Consider the following 13,347-nt stretch of genomic DNA (forward strand, 5'->3'; position numbering starts at 1 on the left):
TCTATATCGAATCCTCGTTCATTGTATGATCAGTCCAGTCATAAAATCTGGGAAGCCATAAGAGGAGGAAATATGGAATGAAGAAAATAATAGCTGTGTTCATTTCGGCTATGCTTTTTGTACTGCCGATAACGAATGCTTTTGCTCAAGGCAATCCTGAACTCATCAAGGAAAAGGCTCGCAATCTGGCCTCGGAGATGGTATCCAAATACGGTGCTAGCGGTGTGCAGTATGCCATTATGGACCATGGAAACATCGTATTAACGGATAGCGTGGGTGTAAAGAATAAAGCAACCAACGAGCCGATCACCAAAGATACCATGTTCGGTATAGGCTCTATCAGCAAAATGTACGTGTCTGCTGCAACGATGATGCTGGTGGATGCCCATAAAGTCGATATTGATCAGCCGCTAACAACATACATTAAGGACTTTACAATGGCCGATGAAAGGTACAAAAAAATTACACCGCGTATGCTGTTAAATCATTCGTCAGGCCTTTACGGTGCCCACTTAAAAAATAGTATGTTATTTAATGACAATGATACAAAAAATCATGATGAGCTATTGCTGAGATTACAATCAGAAACTTTAAAATCCAACCCCGGCGAATATTCTGTATATAGTAATGATGGTTTTCAATTGCTTGAAATATTGGTTGAACGGGTGAGTGGTCTAAGCTATACCGAATTTCTGGCAAAGCATATTAGTGTCCCTTTGGGTTTGAACTCTACGAAAACACCACTCGATCAGTTTGATAGACAAAAGCTGTCCAAAACTTATTTTCCTCCGCTTGAGGGAGCCTTACCCGTTGAAAATGCCAATGTGCTTGGAACAGGGGGCTTATACTCCACCGCAGAAGAGTTGACTATGTTTGCAGAAGTATTAACAGGGAACAGAACCGATATTTTATCTGCACAATCAGCGAAGTCGATGCAAAGTCATGAATATCGAAAAGGAATATGGGTGTCTGAAGAGACAAACAGCTTCAATTATGGACTTGGCTGGGATGCGGTTCAGTTGGCACCGTTTAGTGATTACGGAATAACTGCGTTATCCAAGGGTGGGGATACTGTTTTGTATCACTCTACTTTGATCACCATACCTGAGCATCATATCTCTATGGCTGTGCTTTCATCTGGAGGGTCCTCCATCCTGGATAGTATTTTTGCTTCTAACGTTTTATTGGAGCTTTTAAAAGATAAGGGCATCATAAAAGACATCATACCGGATAAAACATTTGAGCTGCCTGTAAAAGTGGAAATGCCATCTGATTTACTTTCTTATTCGGGAATATACGGTTCTATGGGTACAACCATCAATGTAGAGATTAAAAACGGCGAGTTTGATTTACCTGCTCTGGAGGGATTCGTCCCGGCGCAAAAATATGTGTATACAGGCGATGGACAATTCAAAAGCAGTGATGGCAGTGTAACCGTAAGCTTTGACAAACAAAAAAACGGGAAAACGTATATTAAGGCTAACATATATTTAAACTTTCCGGGATTAGGCCAAATGGTTATGGTAACTTATGAATATCAAAAACTTGATGCCAATCCTCTAAATACTACGGTTAAAAAGGCATGGGAACAAAGAAACGGGAAGAATTATTATGCCCTGGATGAAAAGATATCTTCTATTTTTTATCTGGCCCCATCGTTTATAACGAAAAAAATATCCGTTGATCATGATGGATATGCAAGTGGTACTAAAATTGTGAATGAGAATAAAGCAGTAAATGCCGTTGAGATTCCTGTCATGAATGGAAGAGATGCATTTGATCTGAATTTTTATACGAAGGACGGTTCAGAGCATTTAACTATAGATGGACAGTCCTATATCAGTGAAGATGCTGTTAAGCCTATCCTGGGAGGAAAATCAGTGTACACCATACCATCGAATGGCCAAGCCACATGGTTTAAAATAGATAAAAACTCAGCCAATAAAACGATGACCGTTGATTTTCCAGCAAGCGGAGGGTTGGCTGTCTATGATGAAAACGGAGTGGTTGTGGATTTTTCAACTGCCAGCCATAACAATTCGGTTGTACTGCCCCAAGGCGGCTTGATCGTTTTGGGTGGCAATGCAGGGGATGTATTTAAAATCAATTTGAATTAAGCGTGTAGCCGCTTCTGAAAAAATTCAGGAGCGGCTATTTTATAATCGTTATAATTCGCCAGCCATCTTCAAGGCTTGATCAAGTACGGCCGGACCATTGCCTCTTCCGTAAGCCATCGTGTCAATGACATCTACAGGAATACCGTAGGGAGCTGCGATTTCAGTAACTGCATTTTTACGCATCCGCACTTGAGGACCTAGTAAAATAGCAATCACAGCATCATTGATGCTCGCTAATTCTTCCCTTATGGTGCTTTCGGGGATGGCTTCGATGTTAATCTCCAAGGATCTCGCCTCTGCTTCTTTTTTCATCTTGGATACCAGAATGGATGTGGACATGCCAGCAGAACAAGCAAGAATAATTTTTTTCATCATTCAACGCCTCCATAAATCTATTTTTTAGTCCAGGATTTTGAAAAATCCTCAGTCATTAAAATCGGCTCGTAATCGATCACTTATACTCTTCGTCCAGATTCACAACAAATGAACGTTCCTCGATCGTCGTCTGGTACCAGTAACCGGATTTTTTCAGATGCCTGCTTCTGTCATTTTCCAGGTTAATTTCTACTAATCCATAGCGGTTTTTAAAAGCATTCATGGGAGAAACGTTATCTGTAAAGGCCCATAGCATATAGCCTAAGCAGTTGGAACCTGCCTCCACAGCTTTTAACGCATGGTATAAATGCTCGGAAATAAAATCAATGCGGTAATCATCCTGAATCATTTGCTCCTCATTCTTGAAGGTGGCTTCATTCTCGATCCCCATTCCATTTTCGGCAACAAACCACTCGATATTGTCATATTCGTTCTTGATACGCATTCCCATATCATAAATGATTTTAGGATTAATTTCCCAGCCTCGTGACTTGTTCATTTTCTTGCCTGGAAGATCAAAATGCTCATAGTAGTATGCCGGGTGAAAGGGGGTGCTTTCATTCCATGCTCTACTTGGTGCTTTTACCCGATGCGGATAATAGAGATTGATACCAACATAGTCAACGGTATTTTCTTTTATTACATTTAGCTCTTCCGGAGTCGACTCAAAGGTAATGTCATGCTTATCCATTAAGTCGAACAGCTCTTGCGGATACTCCCCTTTGAGAAGAGGGTCCATAAATACTCGATTGTAAAATAAATCATACACATGCGCGGCATACTGATCATGAGGTGCACTCGACCGGGCATAGGTGACCTCAGGGTTGAGAATAACACCTATTTTGGCCCCGTTTCTATGATAGCCTTTTGCTTTGAAGAGCTGCACACACTTGGCTGTAGCCAGTGCTTTGTTATAGTTCCACTGCATCCATTTCCGGGTATTCTGTTCATAGGGATAGCGTATGGCATCCAGATATACACGAGTTTGGACAACAATCGGCTCGTTGAACGTAAACCAGTGCTTTACCCGGTCACCGTATCGCTCAAATACTTTTTCTGCGTATTTTATAAACAGCTCAACGACATGCTTGGACGACCAGCCATCGTATTTATCCAGCAGATAAGCAGGCAACTCGTAGTGTTCCAAGCAAATCATCGGCTCGACGCCGCTGGCAATCAACTCGTCAATGACGCGGCCGATATAATCGGCATAGTTTTCATCCACTACAACCTTCTCGTAATCTGTCAAAAAACGGGACCAGTTAATGGAGGTGCGATAGTGTGTCAGGCCAATCTTCTTCATAAGTGCCACATCCTCGGCATAACGATTATAGAAATCGGTGGCCCCGGCAGGCCCGTATCCATGATGCCAGACGTAGCGATCATTTTTGTACCATATGTCCAGATAGGAGTCCTGACCTTCCTTCTTACCACTCCAGCCCTCTGTTTGCCAGGCGGAAGCAGCAGCTCCTATTATGAAATTCGTTGGAATGTGAACCTTATGTCTAGCCATGAATAGCTCCTCCTTATTGTTGACATATTTATTATCCAGCAGTACGCTTGTTGGCAATTTTGACGAATGGCAGATAAATAATAATCGCTACCACAATACATATGATCTGAGTAACGACAGCTCCAATGCTTCCACCTGTAGACAGATAGGCATTAATAATAGGTGGAGTCGTCCATGGCACCATAATAACCGCTTTACCTGCAAATCCCAGCAGTGTTGAAAAGTAACCGATGGTTCCAGTGATCAGCGGGGTAACAATGAACGGAATAGCCATTAAAGGATTTAGCATAATCGGAAGTCCGAAAATGACAGGCTCATTAATATTAAACAGTCCAGGGCCAAATGAAAGCTTGGTAATTTCCTTCATATCCTCACGCTTCGAGGCGATCAAAATGGCGATCAGCAGGGCTAGTGTAATTCCTGAACCACCTATGCTCATGTATACATCCCAGAAAGGCATGGTAATAATGTTGGGAATCGGCAGCCCTTGCCCATAAGCAGTCATGTTGACTGTGATGGCTCCAAGCAGCAGTGGTTCACGAATAGGTTTGACCATCTGGTTACCGTGAATGCCGATGACCCAGAACACCTGCGCAACCAGCATCAGCACCAGTATACCAGGCAATCCTTGTACTACGGTCTCCAGTGGTTTTTGCACGACATTGTAGACAGCATCGTACAAATAGAGGCCTGTGAATTTATGAAACAGGATTCCAAATGTTGAGAAGATCGTTACGGTAATAATGGTTGGAATAAGAGCCGAGAAAGAGACAGCCACATTACTGGGAACGCTTTCAGGCATTTTAATTTTGAGTCGGTCGGACTTGCCTAGCTTGCTATACAGCTCAATGGATAGAATGGATACAAAAATACCCAAAAACAAACTTTTGGTATCTGTGAACTGACGGGCAAGAACGTCTGTTACTTTTTGCATCTCCCCGTTGACCATCATTTCAATCGTTGTTGGTGTCACAGATACAAAACAAATGACAGCGAGTAACCCTGGAAAGAGATTTTTCTCTCCATTAATTTTCCCTAGCTCCAAACCAATCATGAAAATGGCTAGTATCGTAAGGATATTTAGGCTGGCATAGTTTATACCTGAAAAAATAGGCTTATATTCTGCCAGGAACGAGAAGGGCTTAAAATGCGCGAGTCCGTTAACTGGGTCCATGACCATATTAGAAATCAATACAGCAAAGGCACCTACAATAATGACAGGCATTAATGTAATAAAGGCGGTTTTGATGGCAACGATATATTTAAAATTGTTGATCGCATTGGCTGCAGCTGTGAGGCCGTTGACCAACTTTTCTTTGAAAGCCATGGGATAGCCCCTCCTTTATGATTTTGAGCCTAGATGTGCAATACGTTCATACAGGTCTACAAATTCTGAAGCCATATCCCGAATGGAAATAGCATTCATTAGATGATCCTGTGCATGTACGATCATGACTGACATTTCTGTTTTTTCGCCTGATGCTTCTTTACGGATGAATTGGGTTTGAATTTTATGTGCGGTCACCAACTCGTTGCTGGATACAGTTAATTCCTCTCGTGCTTCCTCAAACTTTCCTGCCTTGGCAAGCCCAATCGCTTCCATTGCTGAACTACGTGCATTTCCTGCATATAAAATAATTTGAAATACAAACTCCGTGTCGTCTATTTTTTCTGCGTTTACATCCGAATTTTTAGTCTCATCGCTATTCACGTTATTCAATCCCCTTTTATTTATTTGTGCTGATGTAGGTTTATTATAAACTGGAACCGCTTTCAATAAGGCGTATGTTTTTTCCTCTTCTTAACGGAAATTATCCATGCTCCTTGGGCTTCACCTTTGGCCGCAAAAGAGAAAGGACCTTTGCTATTAGGCTCAGGTCCTTGTTTGCTTCTATATTCAGGATTTTTGCAAAATTCTCTATTCATTATGATGGTATAGCGTCTGCACAAATTCCGTGTATGTTTTGCAGCGGATCAGCCGCTGAACGAGATTTTCATTATTGAGAAAACCTAGCATAATATTGTACATGTTTTGCAGGTCTTCGGTTTTGCGCCGTTGTATACAAAGCATACAAACAAATTGAACGGGCTTACCGTCCCAATCAATTGCCTTTTGTAAAGTACAGATAGCCCAAAAGGTTGAATGGGCCAACGGCTCCATTGGATGCGGGATCGCGACCAGATTCCCAAATGCAGTAGGAGATACCGCTTCCCGTTCGATTACAGATTCTAACAGCGGACCATTCACAAGATCGGCTGCTTGTATTTTTTGAGATAAAAATTCAAGCACTTTGAGCTTGCTATCGAACTTTTGCTGAAGAAAAACCATCTTTTTGCGCACATATTGCACCGCCGGAAGTTTTGCCTCTGAAAGAGTACTTTCTAGCTTATGGATATCGGACCCATCCAAAAATGTGTTTACATGAATCAGAGGGACAGAAAGAGGCTCGGAAAGCGGGATGGTACTGATGACAAAATCGATTGTATCCAGCGACATTTGTTTAAGTTTATACAGCCCTGTTATTCCTACAATCTCCAGTCTTGATCCGAATATGGATTGAAGTTTGTAATACAGCAGCTTTGCGCTGCCGAGTCCAGACGCGCATACGATTATTGTTCTCTTGGGTTTCCCCTCCATTTTCTTTCTTTCCAATGCCCCTCCAATATGGATAGCCATATAACCAATTTCGTTCTCCTCTATCTGAATACCGAGCCGCAGCTTGATGATTTCAGCTGCAATGATGCCCGCTTCAAAGGCAAGCGGGTAATGGGCTTTGATTTTATCCAGCATGGGATTACGCGAATTCATTCCGTATTTATGACGGTTGATGAGCGGCTTCAGGTGAAGACACAAGCCAACCAGCAATTCCTTATCACTGCGGATGTCCATTTTCAGCTGCTGTTCGATTTGATCGAGTATTTCTACAGTCAAGTCGTATATATCCTGATCAATGATCGTTTTAATGTCCTCTTCATTCATATGGGCGGTGACAATGGTTCTTACACCTAGCAGGTGTACAGCAATGTAGGCAATTTCAGCAACCGGAAAAGAGTGTCCCATTTGTTGTTCCAGATCGTGTACGATTTCAGATGCCACATTAAATTCTTTCTGTGCTTCGATTTTTTTTAGCTCTGAAGGGTAATACGAAACGTAATTCCCATCTCGTATGCGCTTACATGCAATTGCAATATGAATCATAAGATTGTTCAGGGCAATGTCGGATAGTTCGATTTGATTGAGTTCAATGCGTTCCAGAATGATTTCCCGAATTAACTCCATATCCTCATCAGGAATCATAGGGAGCGTAGAAATCCTCCGATCACCTATTTCATCTCGCTTTCCGAATAAATAATCGGATATACAATAACGGAGCTTTGCTTCACTGCCTTTAATTTTAATGCCGTTATGCGGGCGATTCTCCAGTGATAATCCATAAGCCGCAAGAATTTTACGCATATCCTTGAGATCACTTTGTAACGTATAACGGCTGACGTATAATGTTTCAGCTAAATCGTCAAGCTTAACATATGCCTTCGTAAGCAGCAGCTTTCGGATGATATAATTAATTCTTGCTTCTGGAGAACTTGATGTCTGCTCAGGTACAATGATCTCTTGTTCTTTTAATTTTTTTAGCAGATGATTAAATCTCTGCTCATCCCAAATCTCCAGCTTGTAGCCTGCCCCTTTGAGCGACTTGATGGTTGCTCCATGCTCGGACAACAATGCAGCCAGTTCCTTCAGATCCGTTCGGATGGTTCGTGTCGATACATTCAACTCATTTGCCAGATGTTCTCCCTTAATAATCTGCTGAGCAGCCAAGATATGAAGAATATCGAAAATACGCAAGCTGCGACTCCTTTCGTATTGGTGATGATTAGAAGTATACATTATTCTAAAGTACTATGCTAAGCATCCAATCAATGACTGAAAAATGATATTTATTCAGAAGATGAACCTAAATCCGTAATCGATAACTTAATATCGAAGGTTACAGGTATTTGACTGAATTTATAATCCCAATTATCCTTTACTTTTTTCCACGCTTGAGGTTTTTCAATATATAAGTGTTCGCCAAAACCGGCAACATCGACTTTGTATTCTGATTGTAATTTGTGCATAAGCGACTTAATTCTTTTAGTCAATTCTTTTTCAAATTCTTTCTCCGACTGTTTCATGTCCTGTGTTTTAGTGGGGTCCAATTTCTCATCCCAGTTTTCGATGAAGCGTCCATCGGATTCAATTTTTACATGAAACGAGATATCGCTTCCGTTGGTCACCTTGGTTGTTATTTTGCTTTTCACCGATTTGATCTCATAGGTTATAGGTTGATTCCGCTCATCATACGTTTTGATGGCTCCCCCCTCAACATCTCCTTTAATCCAGGCAATACTCTCTATGTCCTGTTGTCCCAGATTTCCGATCCAGTGACCGGTGTCCCCCTTAATAATGCCAGCACCCGAAAATTCAAAGTCTCCATCGGCATCAATAATGTTTTGCAGGACATAACTTTTTTTAGAATACATCAGCCCATCCAATTCGGACAAATTGACTCCTCTCATCACCTTGCTGGTTCTAAAATGGTTGCGAAGCATGTACAGCATATGAATGGACGGGATCTCGCCCTTGTATTTTGTAACTAATGTGTCGGCTGCTCGCCCCTTACTTAAGAAAACCATACAGCTCGGACGAATATCGTTATCTCGAAGCACAAAATCCATTAATTGCTGCATTGTCTGCTGTTTTGCCAGTTCGGTAGAAACCACCATCACCTTTAGGTGGTGGCCAATGATCGGGCGATCCAAACGAATGGAAAATTGCCGGAATATTTCAAGCAAAGAATCGCCGGTGGCGGCAATATTTATATAGTTCGGCCCTTGTCCACCGCCTTGTTTGGCTGTAGTGCCGAAAGATTTTTTAGGGACAATTTGTACACTGGCAGTCATTTTATTTTTCTTGAAATATCGGCTGCCTTCCTTCTCCAGGGCTTGTTCTAATGGAGTGAGCTCCCCTTTATCCAGAGCCACCCCTGTATATATGCTTAACTCCTCCACTTCTTTGCTGCTCCAGCACCCGGTTTGAGTCACCAAAAGAACGAAGGCCAGCAGCAAAGGTAGAATATGTCGTCTACACATTTTGCTTCAATCCCTTCTTCCTGATCATAAAAACGATGGAAAGGAGTACCGGAACCAGAAAAAATAAAATGATTCCCATGTATCCAATCGCGTCGCCCAGACTAAACACCTCAGTCATACGTATAGGAGTCATCGTAGAGATAAAGATAACCGGGATCAAGCCAAATACAGCATAACGATATTTAAGACCAAACACCTGTGAGATGCCTAAAGAGGCATTGAAGAAAAAACTGCAGAAGTTACAAAACATTTGCATCATCCAGATCACCAGCAGCGGAAACTCCAGACGTTCAAAAAGAAAGCCAGGAAGTTCAAAAGTGCGCATTAAGTTAATCGTGGGCCAGGTGCTTGTAACGGTAGAGTCCACAGATAACCCGCCGACTACCATAACTACGGTCAAAAAGTACAGTATCCAAGGAATACTGATCCCTACGACCATGGCCTTGACGGCTTTTTCAGGATGCTGCAAGAAAGCGACCAGTGTCATGATTACTTCACATCCAGTGAAAACAAGGACAGTCGATTTTAGCCCCTTGATTACAGGAAGAATCCCGTTACTCAATACGGGACGAAGATGGTCAATTTCAAAAATTCTCAGGCTAAGGACAAAACAGAGAAGCAGAAAGAAAAGACTGATCGGAAGTACAATCTGGTATAGCCGCGCAATAGGATTAATACCTCCAAAAACCAGATAACATCCCACCCAGATGAAGGGAATGACAATCGCCCAGATCGGTGTCCCTTCGAGCAGATAAAACAACGTCACTTCTGCTAATACACGAATCTCAAAGCCAGCGATGATTAGGAAGTATATAATTAATAACATACTTAAAAATCCTCCTGGAATCGTTCCGACGATTCTCCTGGAGTATTGATATACGGTATTTTCGGGAAACTGAAGACTTAATTTGACCATCACCAAGATCACTAATATGACAATACATCCGCCGATCAGGACAGAAAGCCACCCATCAGGAGTCTGTACTGTTTTAGTTACACCTCTTGGCAGTGTCAAAATCCCTGCCCCGAGCACCGTATTGGTCAGGAAAACGGCGGCCTGCTTGGCTGTGATCTTATCATCGGAGCGTGTAAACACTATAATTCCTCCATCCTCTGGGCACTATGATTTGCGCTTGCTTTGCCGAGTTTTCATCATAATAGGTCTTCGTTTCATCAGAGATATAGGAGCCCGAATGTACACATCCTTCCAATCGCTTGCACGCATGGGGGAGAAAGGAGTCACATACGGTACGCCAAAGCTTTTCAATTTCGTCATATGAATACAAATTAACAGGAAGAACAAAATGGTGCCGAACATGCCCAGAACTGCTGCAAAGAGCATGCCGACGAAACGCAAAAGGCGCAAGCTGATGCCCGCACTGTATGACGGTATCGAAAACGAAGAAATAGCAGTAACGGACACCACAATGACCAGGAATGGGCTGACAATGCCCGCATTTACAGCGGCGTCGCCAATGACCAAGCCTCCGACAATGCCCATCGCAGGACCAATAGGCTTGGGTAATCGGATACCAGCTTCCCGCAGGATTTCGATCGAAATTTCCAGAATCATGACTTCTATGACGGATGGAAAAGGGACGCCCTGACGGGTTTGAATAATGCTAATAACCAGCTTGGTCGGAATCAAGCCGGGATGAAACGATATAAAAGAGATATACAAAGCAGGGCCCAACAGTGCTATGAAAGCTCCGAAAAATCGCAGCAACCGTAAAAGTGACCCCGGAATCCAGCGCTCATAATAGTCTTCGGGAGATTGAAGCAGCATACTGAATGTCACCGGGACAATAAGTGCAAAGGGAGTCCCGTCCAGCAGAATGGCTATTTTTCCTTCCAGCAATGCATTAATGACACGGTCGGGTCGCTCTGTGTTGTGAACCTGCTGAAAAGGACTTAAATAATCGTCTTCAATAAGTTGTTCCACATAACCGGATTCAGCCAAAAAATCCATGTCTATTTTTGAAATTCTGTGGTTCACTTCTTCAAGGAGATCTGGGTTCACAATATCCTTAATGTACGCGATCACCAGGTCTTTTCTGATTCTGCTTCCAACCTGGAATTTCTTTATTTCCAGATTTTTATTTAAGCCTTGGCGTCGCAGCATTGAAGTATTTTCACTTAAGACCTCCGTAAAACCAATTCTGGGACCACGAAGTAATGCTTCAGAGGTCGGTTCATTCACGGATCGAATAGAGCCGTTAGGGGACCCGACCAGCAGTGCTTCCTGCATTCCTTCGATTACTAACGCGGTATAACCTAAAAGGATAGACTCGTACAGCTTCTCCATATCGGCAACTTCGCTAATTTGCGTAAGTGGCATCAAGCTTTCCTTGATCAAAGACCCACTTATACTGTCCGACTGTTCATGCTCGCCCTCAAACATCAAGACTTGTAATACCTGCTTGTTCATAAGCTCTTCGTCCTGCATACCCTCTATGAAAATTAGCATGGACCGTGCATGGAATTTTTTCGCCATAAACTCACGAAAATGCACATCACTATTCTCGCCTATAGCTGCTTGGATCGATTTCAAGTCGGCATCATAATCCCCTGTAATTTTGGAGTCTGGTTCCTGCTGCTGATCAGCGTGGGTTTTGTGATCTTTATTGGCAGATGAACGGTCAGGAGGATGCTTGGAAATTGCGCTCTTATTGCCCACAAGTGAATAAATTGAAGTGCTTATATAATAAATCCCTAATGGAAAAATTAACGCGAGGCCGGCCTGAAATAATGTAACCCAGCTTGGAATATAAGGTACTACTTTGGACCACATGATGATGCCCCCCAAACCATTCAATTCATTTCCCCGTAGAGTAAACAGGTTGTCCATAAAGTATTCCTTGTAAAGGAATTATTTACTCATGAAACGGACTGATGACTTGCCATCTTCACATATTTTGCTCAAACCTCGTTCTATGCTATTGCGTAAGTTGACATCAATATTAAGACTATGTTAATCTCCAAATAGGAAAACGATTACTCAATATGACTATTTGAGGGAAATAATATGAAAAAAAATCATGTGTCAATAAAGGATATTGCCAGATTGAGCGGGGTCTCTGTAGCAACGGTTTCCCGTGTGATTAACGAGAATGGTCGCTTCTCTGAGGAAACACGACAGAAGGTTAATGAAGTCATCCAAAAGTACCAATATGAGACCAATAGCATCGCCAAAAGTTTGCGGATGAGTAAATCGCAGACGATAGGCGTTTTGGTGCCGGATATTAATAATGAATTTTTTTCAGTCATTGTACAAAAAACAGAGAGTTTCTTTTTCAAACAGGGATATTCTACCATTATATGCAACACTGCCAAAGATGCGGAGAAGGAACGAGAATATCTGAAAACTCTGGATGGGAAAATGGTAGATGGTCTGATCTGTATTTCGGGACAGGAGGAACTTTCTGCCGAATTGCTTAAGCGCCCCATTCCCATTGTATGTATTGACCGTCGGCCGAAGATTAATACGAATGTAGCTTTTATCGAGTCCAATCATTATGAGGGTGGATTTCTGGCGACAGAGGAGCTGATTAACAAAGGCTGCAAGGAAATTTTACTGTTGACCAAGCAAAACAATCTATCCTCTGTTAATGAGCGTCTGCACGGGTATAAAGATGCTCTGCAAAAGCATGGACTATATCCATCTGACGACCGCTTGGTTGCAGTTCGTAATGATGGGCCTACTCTGGAAACCGCACAGGCTGCTATTGAGCGCGTCTTTGAAAAAAAACTCCGGTTTGACGGCATTTTTGCTACGAATGACTGGTTAGCTTTGGGCGCATTGCTGGCGTTACAGAAATATGGAGTACAGGTTCCCGGTGAAGTCAAAATAGTAGGTTTTGATAATGATACAATTTCCCAATACTGCAATCCACCGTTGACTACAATTGAACAAGATAAAGAAACACTTGCAGATAAAGCCTGCAATATGCTGCTCCGTATGCTGAATGGAGAAAAGATGGAACGGGAGCAGCATTATTCTGTCCCCGTACGGTTGATACAACGTAGTACCACCTAGTTTTATGTTGGTTTATGAAACCTTCTTGGATTAGCTACGGGAGAGGAGCTATATACTTTCCCGTACAATTTCCAACAAAAAATGTTTTGACAACAGTATCAGAAAATGATAACTTTAATTATGTTAAATGTAATCGTTTACCCAAACGAATACCAAAATCAAATATGATGTTG

General features: G+C 42.2%; 10 protein-coding genes. 2 read left to right on the forward strand and 8 right to left on the reverse strand.

Features of this window, described 5'->3' with window-relative positions; genetic code table 11:
- The first annotated feature begins 77 nt into the window (after positions 1 to 77).
- The gene (locus KQI_RS0118480; protein ID WP_010348357.1) at positions 78 to 2,117 is read left to right on the forward strand and encodes a serine hydrolase domain-containing protein; all 2,040 of its coding nucleotides are present in this window, start codon (positions 78 to 80) and stop codon (positions 2,115 to 2,117) included.
- Positions 2,118 to 2,165: 48 nt separating this feature from the next.
- On the opposite strand, the gene KQI_RS0118485 is transcribed toward KQI_RS0118480, so the two are convergent.
- From KQI_RS0118485 to KQI_RS0118520, 8 genes are all read right to left on the reverse strand, one after another.
- Positions 2,166 to 2,489 carry a PTS sugar transporter subunit IIB gene (locus KQI_RS0118485; RefSeq protein WP_010348358.1) on the reverse strand — a complete coding sequence of 108 codons (324 nt, stop codon included), beginning with the start codon at positions 2,487 to 2,489 and terminating at the stop codon, positions 2,166 to 2,168.
- 79 nt (positions 2,490 to 2,568) lie between these two features.
- Positions 2,569 to 4,005, reverse strand: coding sequence for a glycoside hydrolase family 1 protein (locus KQI_RS0118490; protein WP_010348359.1), 1,437 nt, complete (start codon positions 4,003 to 4,005; stop codon positions 2,569 to 2,571).
- Positions 4,006 to 4,036: 31 nt separating this feature from the next.
- The gene (locus KQI_RS0118495; RefSeq protein ID WP_010348360.1) at positions 4,037 to 5,332 is read right to left on the reverse strand and encodes a PTS sugar transporter subunit IIC; all 1,296 of its coding nucleotides are present in this window, start codon (positions 5,330 to 5,332) and stop codon (positions 4,037 to 4,039) included.
- 15 nt (positions 5,333 to 5,347) lie between these two features.
- On the reverse strand, positions 5,348 to 5,716 hold the full coding sequence (locus KQI_RS0118500) for a PTS lactose/cellobiose transporter subunit IIA (RefSeq protein WP_010348361.1): 369 nt from the start codon (positions 5,714 to 5,716) through the stop codon (positions 5,348 to 5,350).
- A gap of 207 nt (positions 5,717 to 5,923) precedes the next feature.
- Entirely contained in the window at positions 5,924 to 7,852 is a 1,929-nt protein-coding gene (locus KQI_RS0118505) for a BglG family transcription antiterminator (RefSeq protein ID WP_010348362.1), read from the reverse strand.
- Positions 7,853 to 7,944: 92 nt separating this feature from the next.
- Entirely contained in the window at positions 7,945 to 9,138 is a 1,194-nt protein-coding gene (locus KQI_RS0118510) for a Ger(x)C family spore germination protein (protein WP_010348363.1), read from the reverse strand.
- Positions 9,131 to 10,234: a GerAB/ArcD/ProY family transporter gene (locus KQI_RS0118515; RefSeq protein ID WP_010348364.1), complete on the reverse strand. Its 1,104-nt coding sequence runs from the start codon at positions 10,232 to 10,234 to the stop codon at positions 9,131 to 9,133. The genes KQI_RS0118510 and KQI_RS0118515 overlap by 8 nt, the downstream gene beginning before the upstream one ends.
- A 24-nt stretch (positions 10,235 to 10,258) precedes the next feature.
- Complete coding sequence (locus KQI_RS0118520; RefSeq protein WP_010348365.1) at positions 10,259 to 11,929, reverse strand: spore germination protein; 1,671 nt, start codon at positions 11,927 to 11,929, stop codon at positions 10,259 to 10,261.
- Positions 11,930 to 12,163: 234 nt separating this feature from the next.
- Here KQI_RS0118520 and KQI_RS0118525 point away from each other — a divergent pair, with 234 nt between their 5' ends.
- Complete coding sequence (locus KQI_RS0118525; RefSeq protein WP_010348366.1) at positions 12,164 to 13,174, forward strand: LacI family DNA-binding transcriptional regulator; 1,011 nt, start codon at positions 12,164 to 12,166, stop codon at positions 13,172 to 13,174.
- Positions 13,175 to 13,347 lie beyond the last annotated feature (173 nt).

The organism is Paenibacillus peoriae KCTC 3763, assembly GCF_000236805.1.
In the GTDB taxonomy this organism is placed as follows: Bacteria; Bacillota; Bacilli; order Paenibacillales; family Paenibacillaceae; genus Paenibacillus; species Paenibacillus peoriae.